Source organism: Streptomyces sp. NPDC040589 (assembly GCF_055594445.1).
On record NZ_JBVIWP010000001.1, the window covers coordinates 26,369 to 51,263 of the forward strand.

At 71.1% G+C, this 24,895-nt stretch carries 21 protein-coding genes; 6 read left to right on the forward strand and 15 right to left on the reverse strand.

The genetic code is table 11. From position 1 onward, the window contains the following. Positions 1 to 139: 139 nt before the first annotated feature. The 7 genes from truB to rimP all read right to left on the reverse strand — a co-directional run bounded on the left by truB (position 140) and on the right by rimP (position 7,588). On the reverse strand, positions 140 to 1,045 hold the full coding sequence (gene truB / locus ACZ58V_RS00110; RefSeq protein WP_468195256.1) for a tRNA pseudouridine(55) synthase TruB: 906 nt from the start codon (positions 1,043 to 1,045) through the stop codon (positions 140 to 142). Continuing rightward, complete coding sequence (gene rbfA, locus ACZ58V_RS00115) at positions 1,042 to 1,494, reverse strand: 30S ribosome-binding factor RbfA (protein ID WP_189728170.1); 453 nt, start codon at positions 1,492 to 1,494, stop codon at positions 1,042 to 1,044. Before rbfA ends, truB begins: the two co-directional genes overlap by 4 nt. Positions 1,495 to 1,539: 45 nt before the next feature. Next, a complete protein-coding gene (locus tag ACZ58V_RS00120) occupies positions 1,540 to 1,833 on the reverse strand; it encodes a DUF503 domain-containing protein (protein WP_184598380.1) in 294 nt (97 codons plus the stop codon). Between the two features lie 646 nt (positions 1,834 to 2,479). Continuing rightward, positions 2,480 to 5,527: a translation initiation factor IF-2 gene (gene infB / locus ACZ58V_RS00125; RefSeq protein WP_468195253.1), complete on the reverse strand. Its 3,048-nt coding sequence runs from the start codon at positions 5,525 to 5,527 to the stop codon at positions 2,480 to 2,482. Between the two features lie 148 nt (positions 5,528 to 5,675). Then, positions 5,676 to 5,972 carry a YlxR family protein gene (locus ACZ58V_RS00130; RefSeq protein WP_261684166.1) on the reverse strand — a complete coding sequence of 99 codons (297 nt, stop codon included), beginning with the start codon at positions 5,970 to 5,972 and terminating at the stop codon, positions 5,676 to 5,678. A 102-nt stretch (positions 5,973 to 6,074) separates the two neighbouring features. After that, positions 6,075 to 7,085 (reverse strand): transcription termination factor NusA, encoded by a 1,011-nt coding sequence (nusA, locus tag ACZ58V_RS00135; RefSeq protein WP_468195249.1) that lies wholly within the window; start codon positions 7,083 to 7,085, stop codon positions 6,075 to 6,077. A gap of 2 nt (positions 7,086 to 7,087) precedes the next feature. Then, a complete protein-coding gene (rimP, locus tag ACZ58V_RS00140) occupies positions 7,088 to 7,588 on the reverse strand; it encodes a ribosome maturation factor RimP (protein WP_184598386.1) in 501 nt (166 codons plus the stop codon). A gap of 206 nt (positions 7,589 to 7,794) precedes the next feature. On the opposite strand from rimP, the gene ACZ58V_RS00145 reads away from it, so the two are divergent. The 3 genes from ACZ58V_RS00145 to ACZ58V_RS00155 are packed head-to-tail and all read left to right on the forward strand — an operon-like array spanning position 7,795 to position 9,739. Further along, the gene (locus ACZ58V_RS00145) at positions 7,795 to 8,331 is read left to right on the forward strand and encodes a hypothetical protein (protein ID WP_471287658.1); all 537 of its coding nucleotides are present in this window, start codon (positions 7,795 to 7,797) and stop codon (positions 8,329 to 8,331) included. Beyond that, on the forward strand, positions 8,328 to 8,792 hold the full coding sequence (locus ACZ58V_RS00150) for a ferritin-like domain-containing protein (RefSeq protein WP_468195245.1): 465 nt from the start codon (positions 8,328 to 8,330) through the stop codon (positions 8,790 to 8,792). The genes ACZ58V_RS00145 and ACZ58V_RS00150 overlap by 4 nt, the downstream gene beginning before the upstream one ends. Positions 8,793 to 8,839: 47 nt before the next feature. Beyond that, the gene (locus ACZ58V_RS00155; protein WP_468195243.1) at positions 8,840 to 9,739 is read left to right on the forward strand and encodes an aminoglycoside phosphotransferase family protein; all 900 of its coding nucleotides are present in this window, start codon (positions 8,840 to 8,842) and stop codon (positions 9,737 to 9,739) included. A 39-nt stretch (positions 9,740 to 9,778) separates the two neighbouring features. On the opposite strand, the gene ACZ58V_RS00160 is transcribed toward ACZ58V_RS00155, so the two are convergent. From ACZ58V_RS00160 to ACZ58V_RS00190, 7 genes are all read right to left on the reverse strand, one after another. After that, positions 9,779 to 11,479, reverse strand: coding sequence for a proline--tRNA ligase (locus ACZ58V_RS00160; protein WP_468195241.1), 1,701 nt, complete (start codon positions 11,477 to 11,479; stop codon positions 9,779 to 9,781). Positions 11,480 to 11,583: 104 nt separating this feature from the next. Next, positions 11,584 to 12,114 carry a GNAT family N-acetyltransferase gene (locus ACZ58V_RS00165; protein ID WP_468195239.1) on the reverse strand — a complete coding sequence of 177 codons (531 nt, stop codon included), beginning with the start codon at positions 12,112 to 12,114 and terminating at the stop codon, positions 11,584 to 11,586. Positions 12,115 to 12,244: 130 nt separating this feature from the next. Then, positions 12,245 to 13,093 (reverse strand): GNAT family N-acetyltransferase, encoded by an 849-nt coding sequence (locus tag ACZ58V_RS00170; RefSeq protein WP_468195236.1) that lies wholly within the window; start codon positions 13,091 to 13,093, stop codon positions 12,245 to 12,247. A 180-nt stretch (positions 13,094 to 13,273) separates the two neighbouring features. Further along, positions 13,274 to 14,431 carry a flavodoxin-dependent (E)-4-hydroxy-3-methylbut-2-enyl-diphosphate synthase gene (gene ispG, locus ACZ58V_RS00175; RefSeq protein WP_189728150.1) on the reverse strand — a complete coding sequence of 386 codons (1,158 nt, stop codon included), beginning with the start codon at positions 14,429 to 14,431 and terminating at the stop codon, positions 13,274 to 13,276. 169 nt (positions 14,432 to 14,600) lie between these two features. Continuing rightward, entirely contained in the window at positions 14,601 to 15,893 is a 1,293-nt protein-coding gene (locus ACZ58V_RS00180) for a M50 family metallopeptidase (RefSeq protein WP_468195325.1), read from the reverse strand. 8 nt (positions 15,894 to 15,901) lie between these two features. Then, positions 15,902 to 17,083, reverse strand: coding sequence for a 1-deoxy-D-xylulose-5-phosphate reductoisomerase (dxr, locus tag ACZ58V_RS00185; RefSeq protein WP_468195323.1), 1,182 nt, complete (start codon positions 17,081 to 17,083; stop codon positions 15,902 to 15,904). A gap of 371 nt (positions 17,084 to 17,454) precedes the next feature. Then, positions 17,455 to 19,395, reverse strand: coding sequence for an acyl-CoA dehydrogenase family protein (locus ACZ58V_RS00190; protein WP_471287661.1), 1,941 nt, complete (start codon positions 19,393 to 19,395; stop codon positions 17,455 to 17,457). Positions 19,396 to 19,717: 322 nt separating this feature from the next. On the opposite strand from ACZ58V_RS00190, the gene ACZ58V_RS00195 reads away from it, so the two are divergent. From ACZ58V_RS00195 to ACZ58V_RS00205, 3 genes are all read left to right on the forward strand, one after another. Beyond that, complete coding sequence (locus ACZ58V_RS00195) at positions 19,718 to 20,731, forward strand: LacI family DNA-binding transcriptional regulator (protein ID WP_471287663.1); 1,014 nt, start codon at positions 19,718 to 19,720, stop codon at positions 20,729 to 20,731. A 70-nt stretch (positions 20,732 to 20,801) separates the two neighbouring features. Further along, positions 20,802 to 22,844 carry a glycoside hydrolase family 31 protein gene (locus tag ACZ58V_RS00200; RefSeq protein ID WP_471287666.1) on the forward strand — a complete coding sequence of 681 codons (2,043 nt, stop codon included), beginning with the start codon at positions 20,802 to 20,804 and terminating at the stop codon, positions 22,842 to 22,844. Between the two features lie 110 nt (positions 22,845 to 22,954). After that, positions 22,955 to 24,142: a sulfotransferase family protein gene (locus tag ACZ58V_RS00205; protein WP_471287669.1), complete on the forward strand. Its 1,188-nt coding sequence runs from the start codon at positions 22,955 to 22,957 to the stop codon at positions 24,140 to 24,142. Between the two features lie 30 nt (positions 24,143 to 24,172). Here the strand turns inward: ACZ58V_RS00205 and ACZ58V_RS00210 are convergent, their stop codons facing one another. Beyond that, positions 24,173 to 24,886 (reverse strand): glycoside hydrolase family 12 protein, encoded by a 714-nt coding sequence (locus tag ACZ58V_RS00210; protein ID WP_468195223.1) that lies wholly within the window; start codon positions 24,884 to 24,886, stop codon positions 24,173 to 24,175. Positions 24,887 to 24,895 lie beyond the last annotated feature (9 nt).

Sequence of the window (24,895 nt, forward strand, 5' to 3'; positions counted from 1 at the left end):
GCACGGACGGGTGAACCGACGGGGACGGCTGGATACACCCTAGGGGTGGGGGAACCGAGGGGGGACCGTGGAGCGGCGGCAGTGGAGGTACCCCGTGGTCGCCGCTCCACGGGCGGACACCGGTCCTCCGGTCCGCCCCTCAGCCGAAGACGGCCAGGCTCTTGGCCTTGCCCCGCTGCTCCTCGACGAGGGCGAGGAAGCCGCCCTCCGGGTCGAAGACGGCGACGGGGCCGGAGCCCGCGTACTCGTCGGGCATCTCCAGCCGTACGCCGTTGGTGAGCAGCTTGGCCCGCCGGGCGTCGACGTCCCAGCGCGGGAAGGCGGCCGTCGCGGCCTCGGCGATCGGCATCACGGTCAGCTCCTGCTGGTGCTGATCGAGCGTGCGGGCCGCGTCCAGCTTGTAGGGGCCGACGCGGGTACGGCGCAGGGCGGTGAGATGACCGCCGACACCGAGGTCGGCGCCCAGGTCGCGGGCCAGGGCCCGGATGTACGTACCGGAGGAGCAGACGACCGACACGACCAGGTCGAGTACGGGCGTGCCGTCCTCGGCGACGGCCTCCCTGACGTCGTACACGCCGAAGGAGGAGACCGTGACGGGACGGGCCGGGATGTCGAACTCCTCGCCCTCCCTCGCCCGCTTGTAGGACCGCACCCCGTTGATCTTGATGGCGCTGACCTTGGACGGCACCTGCATGATGTCGCCGGTCAGCTTGGCGACACCGGCGTCGATGGCGTCGCGGGTGACCTCGGAGGCGTCGGCGGAGGAGGTGAGCTCCCCCTCGGCGTCGTCCGTGAGGGTGTTCTGCCCGAGCCGGATGGTGCCCAGGTACTCCTTCTCGGTCAGCGCGAGGTGGCCGAGGAGCTTGGTCGCCTTCTCGACGCCGAGGACGAGGACGCCCGTCGCCATCGGGTCGAGGGTGCCGGCGTGCCCGACGCGTCGTGTTCTGGCGATGCCGCGCATCTTGGCGACGACGTCGTGCGAAGTGAAGCCCGACGGCTTGTCGACGATGACGAGGCCGTCGGGCGTGGTGTGCTTCTGGGTCATTCGGCGGTGTCGTCCGTCTCGTCGTCCTCGTCCGGCTTGCGGTACGGGTCGGCTTCACCGGCGTACTTCGCGCCGGCGGAGGCCTCGCGTACCTTCTCGTCGGACTGGCGCGCCTTGTCGAGGAGGTCCTCGATGTTCCGGGCCGTGTCGGGGAGGGCGTCCATGACGAAGGTCAGGGTCGGCGTGAACTTCACACCGGCGGCCCGGCCCACCTCGGAGCGCAGGATGCCCTTGGCGCTCTCCAGGCCGGCTGCGGCCTCGTTGCGCTCCTCGTCGTCCCCGTACACGGTGTAGAAGACGGTCGCCTCCCGCAGGTCACCCGTGACCCGGGTGTCCGTGATGGTGACGTGCGAGCCGAGCCGCGGGTCCTTGATCCCGCGCTGCAGCTTCTGGGCCACCACCTCTCGGATGAGGTCCGCCAGCCTTTTAGCCCGCGCGTTGTCGGCCACTGGTCCGTCTCCCGTTCTTTCCTGTCTGGGTCGTTCTCTGGGTCGTCAGTCGTCTTCGCCGTGGAAGCGCCGCCTGACGGACAGCAGTTCCACCTCGGGGCGGGCGGCGACCAGCCGTTCGCACCGGTCGAGTACCTCGCTCAGGTGCCCCGCGTCGCCGGACACCAACGCGAGGCCTACGACGGCCCTGCGGTGGAGGTCCATATGGTCCACCTCGGCCGCGCTCACCGCGTACTTGCGCTGGAGCTCGGCGACGATGGGGCGGACGACGGAGCGCTTCTCCTTCAGCGACCGGACGTCGCCGAGGAGCAGGTCGAAGGACAGAGTCCCCACGTACATGTGTATCCGGATGACCCGCCGGTACGGGATCGATGGCCCTGCGGTTTGGGTGGCAGGGACATCAAGAACGGTACCGCGAACCTGCCGGTGGCTCGACGGGGTTTTCCTTTGCCCGCCCACCCGCCCGACACGGTCGGCCAGAAGGCCCGGCCCCCTGGGGCTCCGCCCCAGACCCCGGCCCTTCGCCCGCCCGCCACCCGACGCGGTGGGTTCGAAGTGCTGCCCAGGGCTGCGCCCCGGACCCGGCGGGGACTGCGTCCCCTGCACCCCTCGCGGGACTTCGCCCCAGCACCCCGGCCGACTCGCCTCGGCACCCCGACCGTGCACCTCAGCACCCCGACCAGCTCGCCTCAGCACCCCGACCGGCGCACCCCAGCACCCTACTCAGCGCGCCTCAGTACCCATGTCCGTGTGCCTCAGCACCCCGACCAGCTCGCCTCGGCAGCCGCCCTGCGCGCCTCAGCGCCCGACCAGTTCGCCGAGCACCCGCTCGGCACGCCTCGGCATACCGATCCACGTACCTCGGCACCCTACTCAGCGCGCCTCAGTACCCATGTCCGTGTGCCTCGGTACGCCGACCGGTATGCCAACGGCCAGCCGGCCGACGCGGCGTGTGCCGCGTCGGCCGGTTGGTGGAAACCGGGGGTTACACCCGCGGCTTCTCGCGCATCTCGTACGTCGCGATGACGTCGTCGATCTTGATGTCGTTGAAGTTGCCGAGGTTGATACCGCCCTCGAACCCTTCGCGGATCTCGGTGACGTCGTCCTTGAAGCGACGCAGGCCCTCGATGTTGAGGCTCTCCGCGATGACCTTGCCGTCGCGCAGCAGGCGGGCCTTGGTGTTCCGCTTGACCTCGCCGGAGCGGATGAGAACACCCGCGATGTTGCCCAGCTTGGACGACTTGAAGACCTCGCGGATCTCCGCCGTACCGAGCTCGACCTCTTCGTACTCCGGCTTGAGCATGCCCTTGAGGGCCGCCTCGATCTCCTCGATCGCCTGGTAGATGACCGAGTAGTAGCGGACGTCCACGCCCTCGCGCTCCGCCATCTGCTGGGCACGTCCGGCAGCGCGGACGTTGAAGCCGATGACGATCGCGTCCGAGCCCATCGCCAGGTCGATGTCGGACTCCGTGACCGCACCGACGCCGCGGTGCAGGACCCGGATGTCGACCTCTTCGCCGACGTCCAGCTGGAGCAGGGAGGACTCCAGCGCCTCGACCGAACCAGAAGCGTCACCCTTGATGATCAGGTTCAGCTGCTGGACCTCGCCGGCCTTCAGCACCTTGTCCAGGTCCTCGAGCGACACACGGCGCGTGCGCTTGGCGAACGCGGCGTTCCGCTCGCGGGCGGCGCGCTTCTCGGCGATCTGACGGGCCGTACGGTCCTCGTCGACCACCAGGAAGTTGTCGCCCGCACCCGGGACGTTGGTCAGGCCCAGGACCTGAACCGGCGTCGAGGGACCGGCCTCGGCCACGCTGTTGCCGTTGTCGTCGTGCATCGCCCGGACTCGGCCGTACGCGTCGCCGACCACCATGGTGTCGCCGACCCGCAGCGTGCCTCGCTGGACGAGGACCGTCGACACGGCACCACGGCCGCGGTCGAGACGGGACTCGATCGAGATGCCCTGCGCGTCCTGGTTCGGGTTGGCCCGCAGGTCGAGCGAGGCGTCGGCCGTGAGGACCACGGCCTCCAGCAGGGAGTCGATGTGCAGACCCTGCTTGGCGGAGATGTCGACGAACATGGTTTCGCCGCCGTACTCCTCGGCCACCAGGCCGTACTCGGTCAGCTGACCGCGCACCTTGGTCGGGTCCGCGCCCTCCACGTCGATCTTGTTGACCGCGACGACGATCGGGACCTCGGCCGCCTTGGCGTGGTTGAGCGCCTCGACCGTCTGCGGCATGACGCCGTCGTTGGCCGCGACGACCAGGATCGCGATGTCGGTCGACCTCGCACCACGGGCACGCATGGCGGTGAACGCCTCGTGACCCGGGGTGTCGATGAAGGTGATCTTGCGCTCTTCCTCGTTGACCTCGGTCGCGACCTGGTAGGCACCGATGTGCTGGGTGATGCCGCCGGCCTCGCCCGCGATGACGTTCGTCTTGCGGATGGCGTCGAGGAGCCGGGTCTTACCGTGGTCGACGTGACCCATGACGGTGACGACGGGCGGGCGGACCATCAGGTCCTCCTCGTCGCCCTCGTCCTCGCCGAACTCGATGTCGAAGGACTCGAGGAGCTCGCGGTCCTCCTCCTCCGGGCTGACGATCTGAACCGTGTAGTTCATCTCGCCGGCGAGGAGCTGGAGCGTCTCGTCGGAGACGGACTGCGTGGCCGTGACCATCTCGCCGAGGTTCATCATGACCGCGACGAGCGACGCCGGGTTGGCGTTGATCTTCTCCGCGAAGTCGGTGAGGGAAGCACCGCGCGACAGGCGAACGGTCTCGCCGTTGCCGCGAGGCAGCATCACACCGCCGACCGACGGGGCCTGCATGGCCTCGTACTCCTGGCGCCTCTGCCGCTTCGACTTGCGGCCACGACGCGCCGGACCGCCGGGACGGCCGAAGGCACCCTGCGTGCCGCCACGGCCGCCGGGACCGCCGGGACGACCACCGAAGCCGGGACGGCCACCGCCGCCGGGACCACCCGGACGACCGGCGAAACCGCCGCCACCGCCACCGGGACCACCCGGACGACCGGCGAAACCGCCGCCGCCACCCGGACGACCGGCGAAACCGCCGCCACCCGGGCGACCGCCGCCGCCACCGGGACGACCGCCGCCACCGGGACCGCGGCCACCGGGGCCACCGCCACCGGGACGCGGGCCGGCAGCGGGACGCTGCGGCATCATGCCGGGGTTCGGACGAGGACCGGCGGAGCCACCGCCGGGACGCGGGCCGCCACCCTGCGGACGCGGCATCGAGCCCGGGCTCGGACGGTTACCGCCCGGAGCCTGCGGACGCGGACCGCCGCCGCCCTGGGCGCCGGGCGCCTGGGGACGGGGACCGCCACCCGGGCCACCGGGGCCGGGACGGCCGCCCTGCGGACGGGGCGCCTGCGGGCGCGCCATGCCGGTGGAGCCACCGGAGGTGAAGGGATTGTTGCCCGGACGCGGACCGGCCGGACGGGAACCGCCCTGACGCGGCGCCGGAGCACCGGGACGCGGGCCACGCTCGGGACGGCCCTGGCCGCCCTGGCCCTGGCCGGGACCGCCGGAGGGGCGGCCACCACCGGGCTTGGGGGCGCCGGGGCGCCCGCCTGCGGGCTTCGGCGCGGCCGGGGACGGAGCCGCCGCGGGCGGCGCCGTGAACTCGGGCGCGGCCGGGGCCGGACGCGGCGCGGGCTTGGGGCCCGGCGTCGGACGCGGACCCGGGGTCGGCGCCGGGGCCGAGGGGGCCGACGGCTCCTGGGCCGCGGCGGGCTTGGGTGCGGCCGGCGGCTTCGGGGCAGCCGGGCGCGCCGCCTGCGCCGGAGAGGGCGCGGCGGGACGGGGGGCGGCCTTCTTGGGGGCTGCGGGCTTCGCGGCGGACTTGCCGTTGCCGCCGCCCTGGAAGGCGTCAGTCAGTTTGCGTACGACGGGCGCTTCGATCGTCGAAGACGCCGAACGGACGAATTCACCGAGTTCCTGGAGCTTGGCCATGACGACCTTGCTCTCGACACCGAACTCCTTGGCGAGTTCGTAGACCCGGACCTTAGCCACTTCGCTCCTTTGAGGTCCGGGTTACGTCCGGACCGTCGCTAGTTCATGGGCGTACTCATCGCGTACTCATCGAGTGCTCATCGCAATCTCGACCTGCTTTCGACTCGCGAGGTACCAAGCCGCACGGTGTTCCGTGCGACACGTCTTCTTACCGTGTTGCCTGCTCGGCAACTGTTGTCTGCTCGACGTATCGGCGCAACGCCTTTGTGTCGAGCGGTCCCGGGGCGCGCAGTGCCCTCGTGAACGCCCGTCGGCGTACCGCCTGGTCGAGACAGATCTGGGCGGGGTGTACGTACGCACCCCGGCCGGGCAGCGTACCGCGAGGATCAGGGGCGCATGCGTCCTCGATCAACACGATCCGCAACAGATCGGCCTTGGCCGCTCGCTCCCGACACCCCACACAAGTGCGTTCAGGGCATGCGCGGACGCGCGTCCGGCCAGACACCGTTAAGTCTACCTCCCCGTACGCTCCTCACCCCTTTGGGGCAGGATTCGAACAGTTGCCGCGCATGAACCTGTCGTGATCTGAACGACTCGCGGCTTGGATCTATTCCCCGGGCTTGTCCCCGGAGCCGTCGTCGGCCGGTTCCGTGTCCGGGCGGATGTCGATCCGCCAGCCGGTCAGGCGGGCCGCGAGCCGGGCGTTCTGCCCTTCCTTGCCGATGGCCAGGGACAGCTGGTAGTCGGGCACGGTCACCCGGGCGGACCGGGTCGACATGTCCACGATCTCCACCTTGGAGACGCGGGCCGGGGACAGCGCGTTCGCCACCATCTCGGCCGGGTCCTCCGACCAGTCGACGATGTCGATCTTCTCGCCGTTCAGCTCGCCCATCACATTGCGCACCCGGCCGCCCATGGGGCCGATGCAGGCGCCCTTGGCGTTCAGCCCGGACCGGGTGGACCGTACGGCGATCTTCGTCCGGTGACCGGCCTCGCGGGCGATCGCGGAGATCTCCACGGACCCGTCGGCGATCTCCGGCACCTCAAGGGCGAACAGCTTCTTCACCAGATTGGGGTGCGTACGCGACAGCGTCACGGACGGGCCGCGTACGCCCTTGGCCACCCGGACCACGTACGACCGCAGGCGCGTGCCGTGCTGGTAGGTCTCCCCCGGCACCTGCTCCTGCACCGGCAGGATGGCCTCGAGCTTGCCGATGTCGACGAGCACGTTCTTCGGGTCGCGGCCCTGCTGGACCACGCCGGTGACGATGTCGCCCTCGCGGCCGGCGTACTCACCGAGCGTCGCGTCGTCCTCGGCGTCGCGCAGGCGCTGCAGGATGACCTGCTTGGCCGTGGTGGCGGCGATACGGCCGAAGCCCGTGGGGGTGTCGTCGAACTCGCGGGCCTCCTGGCCCTCCTCGAGGTCGTCGGGGTCCTCCTTCGCCCACACGGTCACATGGCCGCTCTGCCGGTTGAGCTCCACGCGCGCGTGACGGCGGCTTCCCTCGGTGCGGTGGTAGGCGATGAGGAGGGCCGACTCGATCGCCTCGACCAGCAGGTCGAAGGAGATCTCCTTCTCCCGAACCAAGCCCCGCAGGGCGCTCATGTCGATGTCCACGGCTACGCCTCCTCTTCCTTCTTGTTGTCCTTGCGGCTGAACTCGACCTGGACACGCGCCCGGACGATGTCGTCGAAGGCGAGTCTGCGCGCGGTGGGCTTGCGGCCCTTGACTCCGGGGATCTCGGTGTCGACACCGTCGTCGTCGACCTTCAGGATCCGGGCGACCAGCTCGCCGCCCTCGGCCAGCTGGAACTTCACCAGGCGGTCCGTGGCGCGCACGTAGTGCCGGTGTTCCGTGAGGAGGCGCTCCGCGCCCGGGGTACCGACCTCGAGGGTGTACTCCCCCTCGCCCATCGCGTCCGACTCGTCGAGCTTCGCCGAGAGCGCGCGGCTCACATCGGCGATCTGGTCCAGGTCGGCGCCCGTGTCCGAGTCGACGACCACGCGCAGCACACGCTTCCGTCCGACGGAGTCCACTTCGATCTCTTCGAGGTCCAGGCCCTGAGAGCTGACGAGCGGTTCCAGTAGTTCTCGCAGCCTCTCGCTCTGGGTGGTGCTCATCCGGGTGACTCCTCGGCCGCGTGTGCTGTTGTGGGATGGGGCGCGTGTCTGGTCAAAGGGTATCCGGTCGCAGGGAGTGTTGCCGTCCACCCGGTGACGAACGGTGCCGCTGAGTGGTCCCGGGCGAAGGCCCGGGTACCGTGATCACGGGCGTGCAGCCCTGCCAGTCGCTTCTTTCTCGCACGAGCCCCCCGAGGACGTCTGAAGTGCCGTTTCCCCCATCGCCGCGCGCCCGCTCGGGGCCGCGCAGAAGGAGTCTGCTCGCCGTCGTCTCGACGGCCCTCGCCCTGGCGGGCTGCACCGCCGGCGACGAGGACTCCGGTGACCCGGGCGACGGCCCGTCGCCCGCCGACCGCCGGGCACGCGCGCGTGCGGCTCGGGACAGCGAGGAGCTGGTCGAGCGGTACGACGCGGTGATCGCCGCCCGCCCTGGGCTCGCGGAGCGGCTGCGGCCGCTGCGGGAGGAGGTCGTACGGCACGCGCGGGCGTTCGGCGGCGGCCGGAAGGCGTCTCCCTCTTCTCCCTCTTCTTCTGCCTCCTCCGCTCCTCCGTCCCCCTCGGCCCCCGCCGTGCCGGGGAACGACCGGGAGGCGGTCACCGTGCTCGCCGCCGCGGAGCGGGAGCTCGCCGACCGGCGGGCCAAGGCACTGGTCGGGGTGGAGGGCGAGCTGGCGCGGCTGCTGGCCTCGGTGGCGGCCGCCGGGGCGGCGCACGTCTATCTGCTGACGGAGGGTGACGCGTGAGCGAGGCGAAGGACCAGGAGCTGCGGGCCCTCCAGGCGGCGCTGGCCGCCGAGCACGCGGCGGTGTACGGATACGGCGTCGTCGGCGGGCGGATCGGCGACGGGCAGCGCGTTGAGGCACGGACGGCGTACGACGCGCACCGGGCGCGCAGGGATGCGCTGGCGCGCGAGGTGAAGGACCTGGGGGGCAGGCCCGCGGCCGCGGCCGCCGGGTACGCGCTGCCGTTCCCGGTGGCGGACGCCGCGGCCGCCGTGCGGCTCGCCGCCGAGTTGGAGGACCGGGTGGCCGGGGTCTACTCCGACCTGGTGCGCGCGGCGGGCGGCGGGCGGCGGGTCCTGGCCGCCGAGGCGCTGCGGGACGCCGCGGTGCGTGCGGTGCGGTGGCGCGGCGAGAGCGTAGCCTTCCCTGGGCTCGCCGAGCGGGCGGACACGGCTCCGCCCGCGGCCGCGCCCACGGCGTGACCCCGTGGGGCACGCACCGCGGACAGCACGAAGGGAACGACTCGCGCATGGTTTTCGAACCGCCGAACCGCCTGGTCAGGGCGCTCGGTGAGACGGCACCGGACGGTGACGACTGGCTGGAGAAGCTGCCCGAGGCGGCGCGGCGGGCTGTCGCTCTACGCGAGTTGACCGTGGAACGGGTGCAGGTGCCCGGCGGGCGCAGCAGTCTGGTCGCGCTGGTGCGCACGGCCGACGGGACACCCGCCGTGCTCAAGCTGGCACCGGGCCGGGCCCGCCCGGAGGCGGAGCGGGCCGCGCTCGCCCACTGGGGCGGGCGGGGTGCCGTACAGCTGCTCGATCCCTTCACGGCCGAGGGCGTGCTGCTGCTGGAGCGGCTGCATCCTGATGTGTCGGTGCGGTCGCTGCCGGAGGCGAAGGCGCTGCTGGAGGCGGCGGGGACGCTGCGGCGGCTGTGGGGGGAGCCGCCCGCCGGCTTCTCCTTCGAGACCGTGGCCGAGCGGACCGGGCGGCAGGCCGAGGCGATGCGGGCGCGGGCGCAGGCCGATCCCGAGGTGGCCCCGCTCGTCGACCTGGCGCTCGGGGCGCGCGAGGAGCTGCTGGCCGCGCCGCCCGAACACCGGTTGCTGCACGGCACGTTCCGGCAGAGCAAGGTGCTCGCCGGAGAGCGGATGCCGTGGCTGGCCGTGGGACCCGACCCGGTGGTCGGCGAGTGCGCCTTCGATCTGGCCCGGCTGGTGCGCGACCGCGTCGAGGACCTGATCGCCCAGCCGTCCGGCGCGGCCACGACCCGGCGCCGGATCAAGCGGCTGGCGGAGTCCCTGGACGTGGACCAGGAGCGGCTGCGCGGGTGGACGCTGTTCCGGGCCGTGGAGTCCGGTGTGCGGGCGGGGCGGGTCGGGCGGCCCCGGGACGCGGAGTTGCTGCTGGAGTTCGCGGCCTGGCTGTGAGCGCTCCGGAGGACCGGAGCGCTCACAGGGCGCGCACGCTCAGGCGGTGAGCCGGGCGATGGCCTCCTCGACCGTCAGCTCCTCGCGCTCGCCGGTGCGGCGGTCCTTCAGTTCCACCACGCCGTCGGCCGCGCGCCGGCCGGCCACCAGGATCTGCGGTACGCCGATCAGCTCGGAGTCCGTGAACTTGACGCCCGGGGAGACACCGGCGCGGTCGTCGACCAGGACGCGGACACCGGCCTTCGCCAGCTTCTCGGAGATGTCGAGGGCCAGTTCGGTCTGCAGGGCCTTGCCGGCGGCGACCACGTGGACGTCGGCCGGGGCGACCTCCTGGGGCCAGCACAGGCCCTTCTCGTCGGCGCTCTGCTCGGCGAGGGCGGCGACCGCGCGGGAGACGCCGACGCCGTAGGAGCCCATGGTGACGCGGACCGGCTTGCCGTTCTGGCCGAGGACGTCGAGCTTGAGGGCGTCGGTGTACTTGCGGCCCAGCTGGAAGATGTGGCCGATCTCGATGGCGCGGTCGAGGACGAGGCCGGTGCCGCACTTCGGGCAGGGGTCGCCCTCCTGCACGACCACGACGTCGACGTACTCGCCGACCTCGAAGTCACGGCCCGCGACGACGTTCTTCGTGTGCGTGCCGGCCTTGTTGGCGCCGGTGATCCAGGCCGTGCCGGGTGCCACGCGCGGGTCGGCGATGTAGGTGACCTTCTCCAGGCCCCGCGGTCCGACGTAGCCGCGCACCAGGTCGGGGCGGGTCGCGAAGTCCGTCTCGGTGACCAGCTCGACGGCGGCCGGGGCGAAGTGCGCCTCGACCTTGTCCATGTCGACCTCGCGGTCACCGGGGACGCCGACGGCGACGATCTCGCCGTCGACCTTGACCAGGAGGTTCTTCAGCGTGGCGGAGGCCGGGACGCCGAGGGAGGCGGCGAGGGTCTCGATGGTCGGGGTGTCGGGGGTCGGGATGTCCTCGGCGGCCGGGACACCAGAGGCGTCGACGGGCTTCGACTCGTACGTGATCGCCTCGGTGTTGGCGGCGAAGTCGCAGTTCGGGCAGTCGGCGAAGGTGTCCTCGCCGGCCTCGGCCGGGGCGAGGAACTCCTCGGACTTGGAGCCGCCCATCGCGCCGGCGGTGGCGGCGCAGATGCGGTAGTCGAGGCCGAGGCGCGCGAAGATCTTCTGGTAGGCCTCGCGGTGCAGGGCGTACGACCGGGCCAGGCCCTCGTCCTCGGTGTCGAAGGAGTAGGAGTCCTTCATCAGGAACTCGCGGCCGCGCAGGATGCCCGCGCGGGGCCGGGCCTCGTCGCGGTACTTGTTCTGGATCTGGTAGAGGATCACCGGCAGGTCCTTGTAGGAGGACGCCTGGTCCTTCACCAGCAGGGTGAAGATCTCCTCGTGGGTGGGGCCGAGGAGGTAGTCGCCGCCCCGGCGGTCCTGGAGACGGAACAGCTCGGGGCCGTACTCGTCCCAGCGGCCGGTGGCGTCGTAGGGCTCACGCGGCAGGATGGCGGGGAGCAGCACCTCCTGGGCGCCGATCGCGTCCATCTCCTCGCGGACGATGCGCTCCACGTTGGAGAGAACCCGCTTGCCGAGCGGCAGCCAGCTCCAGATGCCGGCGGCGGTACGGCGCACGTACCCGGCGCGGACGAGGAGCTTGTGGCTGAGGACCTCGGCGTCCGCCGGGTCGTCGCGCAACGTCTTCGCCATCAACTGGGACATGCGCTGGACCGGTACGTTCGCCATGGTTTAGCTCCTGCTGACGGGGGTCCCCCCGCTCGAGCGAAGCCGAGAGTGGGGGAGGGTGATGGCAGGAGGTTATCCGGGGGGTGCGGGGCGGTGGAAATCGGTTAGCGGCGCAGGAGCGGGAGCGGGGCGCCCATCACGGCGTACGGCTTCGGGGCGCTGGGGAAGAGGACCTGGCGGGCCAGGTCCTGGTAGCCGAGGGAGCGGTAGAGGGCGCGGGCGGGGCTCTCGGTGTCGATCGCGGAGAGGATCGAGCGGGGTTCGGCGGCGCCGTCGGTGATGGCGGTGATCAGGGTGCGTCCGATGCCGCGGCTCTGGTGGGCGGGGTGGACGTGGAGTTCGGTGATCACGAAGGAGTCGTCGAGCCAGTGGTCGTGGTGGTTCGCCCTGAGGTACGGCTCCACGACGGTGGACCACCAGTGGGTGCGGTCGTTGGGCATGCCGTAGACGAACCCGACGAGGTTGCCGTCGGCCTTGGCGCCGAGGGCCCTTGCTCCCGGGTAGGTCATGTGGCGGAGGACGATCTGGCGGCGGACTGCGACTTCGTCGGGGCCGAGGCCGAAGGCTACGGCTTGGACGGCCAGGGCCTCGTCGACGTGGGCGGGGAGGTCCAGTGGGCCGATCACGAGGTCCATGCGGGGAGCCTACAGGGGGGTTTCGGTTGTCAGCCGGGTGCAGGTTGTCTTTGGCTGGTCGCGCGCACGCGGCGGAGCCGCATATCGACCACGGCCCCGCGCCCCTGAGGCTCGTTCCCCTCACGCCCGGTCAGAAGAGCACGCTCATGAAAGCGCCGACCTCTTGGAAGCCGACCCTTTGGTACGTCCTGCGGGCCGCCGTGTTGAAGTCGTTCACGTAGAGGCTGACCACCGGGGCGACGTCGGCCAGGGCGTAGCGCAGCACGGATGCCATGCCGGGGGCCGCCAGGCCCGTGCCCCGGTACTCGGGGGCCACCCATACGCCCTGGATCTGGCAGGCGCGGTCCGTCGCGGCGCCGATCTCCGCCTTGAAGACGACCTTGCCGTCCGCGTCGAAGCGGGCGAACGCGCGGCCGGAGCCGACGAGTTCGGCGACGCGGGCCTGGTAGAGGAGGCCCCCGTCACCGGCGAGCGGGGAGACCCCGACCTCCTCGGTGAACATCGCCACGCAGGCCGGCATGAGCGTTTCCATCTCGTCCTTGCGGACGCGGCGGACATAGGGGTCCGGGGCGATCCCGGTCGGCAGGCTGTCGGTGACCATGAGCGGCTGCCGGCGGCGCACGTCGCGGGCCGGGCCCCACTGGGGTTCCAGCAGCCGCCACAGGTCGGCGGTGGACCCGGCGGGCCCGACGATGGAGGAGCAGCGGCGGCCGGCCCGGCGGGCCCGGTCGGCGAAGGCGCGAACGGCGCGCGGGGTGGCGCAGATCGGGACGAGGTTGGCGCCCGCGTAGCACAGGGACGTCAGCATGCCGTCCTCGTACCAGCCCCACATCTCGCCGCCGAGCCGCCACGGGTCGAGGCCGGCGATCTGCACCCGGGACGTCACGAAGGCGTTCGCGACCGGCTCGCGGTCGAGTATGGCGAGCGCGGCGTCCAGGTCGCTCGGTTCGAGGACCCGTGAGGTGGTCTGCGTCAACAAGTGCGGGGCCCTCACACACTGGGGTCGGCTTGGTCTCCGCACTATAGCCGCGCTGCTTGGGCGGGGCGCCGTGGAGTCCGGGAGTGAAGGTTCAGCGGCGGGCGCGGGTGCGTTGTGGCTTGTCGCGCCCACGCGGCGGAGCCGCATATCGACAACAGCCCCGCCCCTGAAAGACAGGCCTCAGCCCGCCACAGCCACCGACGGCTCGCCCGAGGCGATGCCGTCCGCCTCCATCTTCTCGGCCAGCTTCATGGCCTCCTCGATGAGGGTTTCCACGATCTTGGACTCGGGGACGGTCTTGATGACCTCGCCCTTGACGAAGATCTGGCCCTTGCCGTTGCCGGAGGCGACGCCGAGGTCGGCCTCGCGGGCCTCGCCGGGGCCGTTGACGACGCAGCCCATGACGGCGACGCGGAGGGGGACCTCCATGCCGGTCAGGCCGGCCGTGACCTCTTCGGCGAGCTTGTAGACGTCGACCTGGGCGCGACCGCAGGAGGGGCAGGAGACGATCTCCAGGCCGCGCTGCTTGAGGTTCAGGGACTCCAGGATCTGGTTGCCGACCTTGACCTCCTCCACGGGGGGCGCGGAGAGGGAGACGCGGATCGTGTCGCCGATGCCCTGCGAGAGGAGCGCGCCGAAGGCGACGGCCGACTTGATGGTGCCCTGGAAGGCGGGGCCCGCCTCCGTCACTCCGAGGTGCAGCGGGTAGTCGCACTGGGCGGCGAGCTGCTTGTAGGCCTCGATCATCACGACCGGGTCGTTGTGCTTGACGGAGATCTTGATGTCGCGGAAGTCGTGCTCCTCGAAGAGGGACGCCTCCCAGAGCGCCGACTCGACCAGGGCCTCGGGCGTCGCCTTGCCGTACTTCTGGAGCAGGCGCCGGTCGAGGGAGCCGGCGTTGACGCCGATGCGGATCGGGGTGCCGTGGTCGCGGGCCGCCTTGGCGATCTCCTTGACCTTGTCGTCGAACTGCTTGATGTTGCCCGGGTTGACGCGGACGGCCGCGCAGCCCGCCTCGATCGCGGCGAAGACGTACTTCGGCTGGAAGTGGATGTCGGCGATGACCGGGAGCTGCGACTTGCGGGCGATGGTCGACAGGGCGTCGGCGTCGTCCTGCGTCGGGCAGGCGACGCGGACGATCTGACAGCCGGAGGCGGTCAGCTCGGCGATCTGCTGGAGGGTGGAGCCGATGTCGGACGTACGCGTCGTCGTCATCGACTGCACCGAGACGGGGGCGTCTCCGCCGACCGCCACGGCCCCGACCTGGATCTGGCGGCTCTTCCGGCGCTCGGCGAGCTTGGTCGGTACGGACGGCATGCCGAGAGAAATCGCAGTCATCTGCTGTGCAACCCCAAGTCGTGGATCAAGGTCCGGTCCCGTGAGCAGCGGGCTCCGAGCTTCGAGATTACGGCACATGGCCGGGGCCGGGCACATCCCACCCGCATCGCCACCCCATGGAAGGCGGCCCGGCACGAAGTGTGCCGGGCCGCCACGGAACCGCGTATGACTAGGAGATTCTCACCGGGTTAACGACGTCCGCGATCAGGACGAGGATCGTGAAGCAGATGAAGATCCCCGCGACCACGTAGGCGACCGGCATGAGCTTCGCCACGTCGAAGGGGCCCGGGTCCGGCCGGCGCAGCACCTTGGCGGTGTTGCGGCGCAGCGACTCCCACAGCGCGCCCGCGACATGGCCGCCGTCGAGCGGCAGCAGCGGGAGCATGTTGAACAGGAACAGGGAGAGGTTGAAGCCTGCGACCAGCATGAGGGCCATGGCCAGTTGCTGGGTCGGCGGGATGTCCAGGGTGAAGATCTCGCCGCCGACGCGGGCCGCGCCGACCACGCCCATCGGGGAGTCGGCCTCACGGGGCGCGCCGTCGAAGGCCGCGTTCCACAGCGCCGGGATCTTGCCGGGGAGGGCGGCGAGGGAGTCGACGGCGTCGCCGATCCGGTCTCCCATCCAGCTCACGGAATCGCCGAAGTCCTGCTTGACCACGCCGGTGGCCGCGCTGAAGCCGAGGAAGCCGGCCTGGACGTACTGGCCCTCGACGATCTGTCCGCTCGAGTCCTTCTTGGCGACCTGGTTGGTGGCGATCTTCGCCTGCAGGGTGACGTCCTGGCCCTTGCGGTCGACGACGATCGGCACCTCCTGGCCGGGGGTGGCGCGGATGAGGTCGGACAGCTTGTTCCAGTCGTCGGTGCGCACGCCGTCGAAGGAGACGATCTTGTCGCCCGCCTTCAGGCCGGCGGCGGCTGCCGGGCTGGCCGCGTCGCCCTTCTCGCACTTGTCGCGGTTCTCGCTCTGGGCGATGACGCACTGGGAGACGGAGCTGACGGTCGTCGTCTGCTGGGTGATGCCGAAGCCCATCAGGATGCCGAGGAACAGCGCCACCGCGAGGACCAGGTTCATGAAGGGGCCCGCGAACATCACGATCACGCGCTTCCAGGGCTTGCGCGTGTAGAACAGGCGGTTCTCGTCGCCCGGCCGGAGCTCCTCGTAGGCGGCGGTGCGGGCGTCCTCGATCATGCCGCGCCACGGGGAGGTGGAGCGTGCCGTCAGCCGGCCGTCGGGGCCGGGCGGGAACATGCCGATCATGCGGATGTAGCCGCCGAACGGGATGGCCTTGATCCCGTACTCGGTCTCACCCTTCTTGCGCGACCAGATCGTCGGGCCGAAGCCGACCATGTACTGCGGCACGCGGATGCCGAACAGCTTGGCGGTCGACAGGTGCCCCAGCTCGTGCCAGGCGATCGAGAACAGCAGTCCGACCACGAAGATCACTATGCCGAGGATGAACATCAGGGTCGTCATGCACGGGCCTCCGCCGTCTGTGCCGCCAGTTCCCGGGCCCGGGTCCGCGCCCAGGTCTCCGCTTCGAGGACGTCCGACACGGTGAGTGAGGTTCCCGTACGCGGGGTGCCGTGCTCCTCGACGACCCGGGTCACGGTCTCCATGATGCCGTTGAAGGGCAGCGCGCCCTGGCGGAACGCCTCCACGCACTCCTCGTTGGCCGCATTGAACACCGCGGGGGCGGTGCCCGCGAGTTCGCCGACGTGCCGGGCGAGGTTCACCGAGGGGAAGGCCTCGTTGTCGAGCGGGAAGAACTCCCAGGTCGAGGCCTTGCTCCAGTCGAAGGTGGGGGCAGCGTCGGGGACGCGCTCGGGCCAGCCGATGCCGATGGCGATGGGCCCGCGCATGTCGGGCGGGGTCGCCTGGGCCAGTGTCGATCCATCCGTGAACTCAACCATCGAGTGGACATACGACTGCGGATGCACGACGACCTCAATGCGGTCGAAGGGAATGTCGTAGAGGAGGTGTGCCTCGATGACCTCCAGGCCCTTGTTGACGAGGGTCGCGGAGTTGATCGTGATGACCGGGCCCATCGCCCAGGTGGGGTGGGCGAGGGCGTCCTCGACGGTGACGTTCGCCAGCTCCTGCTTCGTACGGCCGCGGAAGGGGCCGCCGGAGGCCGTGACGACCAGCTTGCGGACGTCGGCGCGGGTGCCGGCGGCCAGGGCCTGGAAGAGGGCCGCGTGCTCGGAGTCGACCGGGATGATCTGGCCGGGCTTGGCGAGGGCCTTGACCAGCGGGCCGCCCACGATGAGCGACTCCTTGTTGGCGAGCGCGAGGGTGCGGCCCGCCTCCAGGGCGGCCAGGGTCGGGGCGAGGCCGATGGAGCCGGTGATGCCGTTCAGGACGGTGTGGCAGTCGGATGCCGCCAGCCGTGTGGCCGCGTCGGGGCCGGCGAGGATCTCGGGGAGCGGCTCGCCCGTGCCGTACTGCGCGGAGAGCGCCTCGCGCAGGGCCGGTACGACGTCCTCGCGGGCGACCGCGACCGTGGGCACCCGCAGCCGGTACGACTGTTCGGCGAGCAGGGCGACCCGGCCGCCGTTGGCGGACAGGCCGGTGACCCGGAAGCGGTCGGGGTTGCGCAGCACGAGGTCGATGGCCTGCGTGCCGATGGACCCGGTGGAGCCGAGGATCACCACGTCCTTCGGGCCGTCGCCCGATACGGGGTCGTAGACGAGGTGCGGGTCGGCCAGGGCACGGGCCGCGAGCCCCGTCGTCCGCCCGGAGGGCGGGCCCTGCGCCCGCCGGGGAGCGGCAGATGTCGCCAGTAGGTGCGTGCTCTCGGCGGGCCGGGCGTCGCCCCCTGTGCTGGACGTACTGGGGGTGGCGCCCGGTGCGGCGAGAGTGCGTGCGTGGCGTCGCGGGGCAGACGGGGCTTGCGGCCCGTGCCCTGAGGGGGCTGGACTGTCGCTCATTCCTCCATTGTTGCCGTAAGGGTGGCGTGTGAGGACAGCGCATCCCCCTCTCAGGGGCGCGCGCCTGGGCAGCTCGCGCCCCCGCAAGGGCCCGGTTACCGGATCGGGCGGTGCAGGTTCTCCCGCTGACTCGGGCCCGGCGTCGCGTCCGCGATCCAGGGGCCGTCGTCCGACGGGTCGATGATGCCCTGCTCCAGCCACTCGTACGTGCCGGAGAGGACGCCCTTGACGACCTTGCGGTCGAGGTCGTCGGTGTTGGTCCACAGGCGGTTGAAGAGCTCTTCGACGCGGATGCGGGCCTGGCGGCAGAAGACGTCGGCGAGCTGGTAGGCCTCGCGGCCGTTCTGGCCCTGGTCGCGCAGGAGTTCGGCGCGTACGCAGGCCGCGCTCATGGCGAACAGTTCGGCGCCGATGTCGACGATCCGGCCGAGGAAGCCCTGCTTGGACTCCATCCGGCCCTGCCAGCGGGACATGGCGTAGAAGGTGGAGCGGGCGAGCTTGCGGGAGGTGCGCTCGACGTAGCGCAGGTGCCCGGAGAGGTCCACTCCGTGTTTGAAGTCGCCGTAGGACGTGGGGAGCTGGCCCGGGCCCGCGACGAGCTTGGGGAGCCACTTGGCGTAGAAGGCGCCCGCGTTCGCGCCCGCCTTCGCCTTGTCGCCCAGGGACTTCTCGGGGTCGATGAGATCGCCGGCGACCGAGAGGTGGGCGTCGACGGCCTCGCGGGCGATCAGCAGGTGCATGATCTCCGTGGAGCCCTCGAAGATGCGGTTGATGCGCAGGTCGCGCAGGAGCTGTTCGGCGGGGACGCCGCGCTCGCCGCGGGCCCGGAGGGACTCGGCCGTCTCGAAGCCGCGCCCGCCGCGGATCTGGACGAGTTCGTCGGCCATCGTCCAGGCCATCTCGGAGGCGTACAGCTTGGCGAGGGCGCCTTCGATGCGGATGTCGTTGCGGTCCTCGTCGGCCATCTGCGAGGCCAGGTCCGTCACGGCCTCCAGGGCGAAGGTGGTGGCCGCGATGAAGGAGATCTTGGAGCCGACCGACTCGTGGTGCGCGACGGGCTTGCCCCACTGCTCGCGGACGGCCGTCCACTCGCGGGCGATCTTCAGGCACCACTTGCCGGCCGCGACACAGGAGGCCGGCAGGGAGAGCCGCCCCGTGTTGAGCGTGGTCAGGGCGATCTTCAGGCCCTGGCCCTCCTCGCCGACGCGGTTGGCGGCGGGGACGCGGACCTGATGGAAGCGGGTGACGCCGTTCTCGATGCCGCGCAGGCCCATGAAGGCGTTGCGGTTCTCGACCGTGACGCCCGGCGAGTTCGTCTCCACGACGAAGGCGGTGATGCCGCCCCGACGACCCTCGCTCTTCGGCACCCGGGCCATGACGACCAGCAGGTCGGCGACGACACCGTTGGTGGTCCACAGCTTCACGCCGTCGAGGACGTAGTCGTCCCCGTCGGGCACCGCGGTGGTGGCGAGCCGGGCCGGGTCGGAGCCGACGTCGGGTTCGGTGAGCAGGAAGGCGCTGATGTCGGTGCGGGCACAGCGCGGCAGGAAGCGCTCCTTCTGCTCCTGCGTCCCGAACAGCTTCAGGGGCTGCGGCACGCCGATCGACTGGTGCGCGGAGAGCAGCACGCCGATCGCGGGGCTGGCGGAGCCGGCCAGGGAGAGGGCCTTGTTGTAGTACACCTGCGTGAGGCCCAGCCCGCCGTACTTGGTGTCGATCTTCATGCCGAAGGCGCCGAGCTCCTTCAGGCCGTCGATCACCTCGTCGGGGATCCGGGCGTCGCGCTCGATGACGGCCGGATCGACCTTCGTCTCGACGAAGTCGCGGAGCTTGGCGAGGAACTCCTCGCCGCGCTGGGCCGCCTCGTCGCCGGGGACGGGGTGGGGGTGGATGAGGTCGAGCCGGAAGCGGCCGAGGAACAGCTCTTTGGCGAAGCTGGGCTTGCGCCAGTGCTGTTCCCGGGCGGCCTCCGCCACCTCACGGGCCTCCCGCTCGGTGACGGCGGGACGGGAAGAGGGAGGGGTGGAAGCGGACATGAGGGGCACCTCGCCGCAACTAGGTTTATTGAGGACTGTACGTTACCGACCAGTGCTACTGGATCGTTGGTACCCGAAACCGGACGCTCCCACCAGTCCTCGCGCGTCCGTTCAGCCGAAGGTGCGGCTCTGCCGCGCGCTCGACGGCGGTGGTGCAGCGGAGCGCCTTCCGCGAGACTGACCCCCTCCCCGGAAATCGGTATCGAAGCGCTTCGACAACCTATGGACACGTACTCCTGCTGGAGCTACTGTCGAACCACTCTCACCCGCCCATATCAGCAATGCGCATTGTCGAAGCGCTTCACAAAGCTTGGAGAGCTGGATGGTCACCCTCGCCGAGGTCGCCCAGCACGCCGGAGTCTCGGCGAGCACGGTGAGCTATGTCCTCAGCGGCAAGCGGTCCATCTCCGCGAACACCCGGCAGCGGGTCGAGCGGAGCATCCGCGAGCTCGGGTACCACCCGAACGCCGGGGCCCGCGCCCTGGCCAGCAGCAAGTCGAACATCATCGCGCTGATGATCCCGCTGCGCACGGACATGTATGTGCCCGTGATGATGGAGATCGCCATCGCGGTGGCGACCTCCGCCCGCACGCACGGGTACGACGTGCTGCTGCTCACCGGTGAGGAGGGCCCCGACGCGGTGCGCCGCGTCGCCGGGAGCGGGCTCGCCGACGGGATGATCCTGATGGACGTCGAGCTCGACGACGAACGGCTGCCGTTGCTGCGCGCGACGGACCAGCCGTCCGTGCTCATCGGGCTGCCCGCCGACACCTCCGGTCTGACCTGCGTCGATCTGGACTTCCGGGCGACCGGCGCGCTGTGTGTGGAGCATCTGGCGAAGCAGGGGCACCACGACATCGCTGTCATCGGCGAGGCCCCGGCCGTCTACGAGCGGCACACCGGCTTCGCCGAGCGCACCCTCGACGGGCTGCGGTCCCGTGGCCGGGAGCTGGGAGTGCGGCTGCTGCACCGGCCCTGCGAGGGCGGTTACGACGCGATGGCCGTGACCCTCGCCCGGATCCTCGACGAGCGCCCGGACACCTCGGGGATCATCGTGCAGAACGAGTCGGCGGTCGAGCCGCTGCTCGCGCTGCTGCGGCAGCAGGGCCGGGCCGTGCCGGAGGACGTGTCGGTGGTCGCGATCTGCCCCGACCAGGTCGCGACGCAGGCCTCCGTGCGGCTCACGTCGGTCGCCATCCCGGCGCAGGAGATGGGCCGGCACGCGGTGGAGCATCTGGTCGCCAAGCTCGAGGGGCGCGGCAGCGACGAGGTCGTGCTGATCGCGCCCGAGCTGACGGTACGGACGAGCACGGGACCGGCGCCCAGCCGGCCGTAGTCGTCCCGTTCCTTGCACAGCGCCCCTTCCAGGGCACCCCCTTGTCTGCTTCCGCACAGGAGCCCGCCTCGTGAATCAGCCTGCTGAAACCCAGCCCCAGGTGAGCCTGGCGCAGTCCTCCCCCACCGTCGGCACGTTCCGCGAGCGGGACGGCGCGCTGGAGTGGAGCGGCCGCCAGGAGACCGTACGGATCGAGCCGTGGGGTCCGGACGCGGTCCGGGTGCGTGCCCGGCTCGGCGGCCCGGTCCTCGAGGGGCTCCCGGGCGCGCTGCTCGACGAGGCCCCCGCGACGCCGTCCACGGTGAAGATCGAGGACGGTCACGGACAGCTGACCGTCGGCGCGCTCACCGTCGAGGTGAACGCCGAGGGCCTGGTCCGCTTCCTGCGGACGGAGGACTTGGCCGAGCTGCTCGCAGAGGACCGCGCGCACTTCTGGTGGCCCGGATCGCGCCTCTACACGGCCGTCGGCAACGGCCACCACCGCCTGGAGCAGCGCTTCGCCGCCTACGACGACGAGAAGCTGTTCGGCCTCGGCCAGCACCAGCACGGACGCCTCGACCAGAAGGGCCTGGTGCTGGACCTGGTCCAGCGCAACGCCGAGGTCGGCATCCCGGTGCTGACCTCCAGCCGGGGCTACACGCTGCTGTGGAACAACCCGGCGATCGGGCGCGTGGAGCTGGCGCACAACGGCACCCGGTGGGTCGCCGACTCGGCCCGGCAGATCGACTACTGGATCACGGCGGGCGACCCGTCCGGTGCCCAGAGCCGCTACAGCGCGGTGACCGGCCGCAGCCCGATGCTGCCGGAGTGGGCGGCGGGCTTCTGGCAGTGCAAGCTGCGCTACCGCACCCAGGACGAACTCATGGCGGTGGCAAGGGAGTACAAGCGGCGCGGACTGCCCATCTCCGCGATCGTCTGCGACTTCTTCCACTGGACGCACCTCGGGGAGTGGAAGTTCGACCCGAAGGAGTGGCCCGACCCGGGGGCGATGGTGCGTGAGCTGGACGAGCTCGGCATCAAGCTCGTGGTGAGCGTCTGGCCGTCGGTGTCGCCGCTGAGCGAGAACCACCCGGTCATGGAGCAGCGCGGGTACTTCATCGGCACCCAGTACGGCCCGATGGCCCACGCCGACTGGCCCGACAAGGAGGTCGCCTCCACGGTCCAGGTGGCCTTCTACGACGCCACCAACCCGGACGCCCGGGAGTTCGTGTGGTCGAAGGTGAAGGAGAACTACCTCGACCCGTACGGCATCACGGCGTTCTGGCTGGACGCCTGCGAGCCGGAGCTGAAGCCGGGCTTCCAGGAGAATCTGCGCTACTGGGCGGGCCCGGGCCTGGAGGTCGGCAACGCCTACCCGGCCGAGAACGCCCGGACCTTTTACGAGGGCCTGCTCGCGACCGGCGAGGAGGAGATCGTCACCCTCAACCGCTCGGCGTGGGCGGGCAGTCAGCGCTACGGCGCCGCCCTGTGGTCGGGTGACATCGGCACCGACTTCCCGACCCTGCGCCGCCAGATCGCGGCCGGCCTCAACACGGCCCTGTCGGGCATCCCGTGGTGGAACACCGACATCGGCGGCTTCCACGGCGGCGACCCGGACGACCCGGCGTACCGGGAGGTGATGGTCCGCTGGTTCCAGTTCGGCGCGCTGTCCCCGCTGATGCGCCTGCACGGCTTCCGGGACCCGGGCATGCCGCTGGGCCCGGAGATGACGGGCGGCCCGAACGAGGTGTGGTCGTACGGCGAGGAGGCCGGGGCCGTCCTGGAGAAGTACCTGCGGCTGCGCGAGCGGCTGAAGCCGTATGTGCTGGACGTGATGCGCGCGGCCCACGAGGAGGGCCTGCCGGTGATGCGGCCGCTGTTCCTGGAGTTCCCGGACGACCAGGCCGGCTGGTCGGTCGACGACTCCTACCTCTTCGGCCCGGATCTGCTGGTCGCCCCGGTGCTGACCGCCGGCGCCACCGCCCGTACGGCGTATCTGCCGGCGGGGGCCGTCTGGACGGACGCGTGGACGGGTGAGACGTACGAGGGCGGTCAGGCCGTGACGGTCGACGCCCCGCTGGACCGCATCCCGCTCTTTCTGCGGGACGGGGCACGGCTGCCTGTAGCGGAGTAGCCGTGTCGCGAGGGGTGGCCGGGTCGATGGAGGTCTACCGGCCACCCCTTCGTGACTGTTCGGCCAACTTCCACCCCCCACGGGGCAGTTGGAGGGGCTAGGTTCTCTGCGTGTCCTCGTCTCCGCTCGCCCTCACCCTCGCCAACCTGCTGCTGCGGCCCGGCTTCGGATCCCGCCGTGACCCCGGCCGGATCTTCGACCGCATCGTGGTGGAGGCCGGGGAGGCGCCGGGCGACCGGGAGTTCGTCGACGGCTTCCGGGCGCTGCTGGGGTGGTGGGCGAAGGCCGGGGACCTCACCCCGGTGGGCTGGCAGTCCGCGCAGGCGCACGTCAGACGGCACCTGGCCAATCGCGCCCGGGTGCGGCGGCTGATCGCCGAGCATCCCGGGATCGAGGCCGAGCCGATCGAGAAGCCGGTCTTCGTCGTGGGGCTGCCGCGCAGCGCCACCACCGTCACGCACTCGGTGCTGTCGATCTCGGACGGGCACCGATGCCCCCTGCTGTGGGAACTGCTCGCTCCCGACCTGGAGCTGCCGCCCCGGCGGCGGCGCAAGGCGATCACCGCCGGGCGCCGGATGGTGCAGGGCACGGACCTCTTCGCGCCGCGCTTCCGCGACATCCACGCGATGGCCGCCGAGGGCCCCGAGGAGTGCACGTTCGCCCTTCCGCACGCCCTGATGCCGTTCTCCCAGGCCCGCATCCCCGAGTACCAGGCCTGGCACCGCGCGCGGGACTTCACCGCCGACTACCGGTACCTGAAGCAGGTCTACCAGGTGCTCCAGTACGGCCGTCCGCGGCAACGCTGGATGCTGAAGTCCCCCATGCACCTGGAGAATCTGGACGCGCTGCGCACGGTCTTCCCCGACGCCACGCTCGTGTGGTGCCACCGCGACCCGGTCACCGTCATGGCGTCCTTCTGCTCGCTGATCGAGCACGGCATGGCCGTCAGCTCCCGCCCCGTAGACCTGACCGGCATCGGCGCGACCTGGCTGGACCTGCTGAGCCGCGCCATGACCCGCGGTCTCGCGGCCCGGGCCGCCATCCCGCCGGAGCGGCTGGTGGACGCCCCGTACTCGTGGCTCGGCTCGGATCCCGCGACCGGCGCCCCGAAGCTCCACGCCGCCGTCGGCGCCCCCTGGACCGAGGCCGACGCGGCCCGTCTCCCCGCGGCCGTCGCTCGTCCCAAAGGCACGCGCCGCCACACCTACGACCTGTCCCGCTACGGCCTGACCCGCGCCGAGGTCGAGTCGGCCTTCGCGGACTACAACGCGCTGCGGGCCGAGGTCGACCGCGCTTGACGGCGGTCGGCCCCGGCCCCGGGTACGGCGTCAGCTGCTGCTGACGGTCATGCTGTTGGTGCGGAAGTCGAGGCCGCCGGACGACGAGGTGATCTCGAAGCCGAACTGGACGTCACCGATGGTCTCGTTGCCCATCCAGCCCTTGGTGTCCTTGATCCACTTCAGGATCGGCAGGATGTTCACGGTGCCGGAGCTGGAGTTGGAGGTGCGGATGAACGAGAACACCTCGTTGGCGCCGTTGGTGCCCTTGTAGACGGTCCAGGAGTGGCCGCCGAGGCTGACGCTGCCCTGCGAGGTGCCGATCGGGCCGACGGCTCCGGTCTTGTTGACCCAGAGCATGATCTCGTAGTCGTGGTCCGTGTCCCAGATGTCGTACGACGTGTTGTACGCGCCGGACGACGGGACGCTGACGTTGTAGCTGCTGGAGAGCGAGCCCAGCGAGGTGATGGACTTGTTGATCGCCTTCGTCTGGTTCGGGTAGGACTTGATGCCGCCGGTGTTGGGGTGGTTGGCGTTGACGCCCCAGTTGGTGCCCGAGTTGGCCCAGATGCACTGGGCGCCGGCGCCGCTGCCCCAGATGTTGTTGTAGAGCGTGTAGCCGTTCAGGCTCGTGTTGCCCCACTGGTCGCAGGAGTTCCAGACGGCGGCGGAGGCGGGCGCGGAGGCGAGGGCGATGGTCGCGCCGAGTGCCAGGGCCGGGGCGAGCAGGGCCTTGGTGACCCTGCCGAGCGTGCGTGATGCCATGGTGTCCCT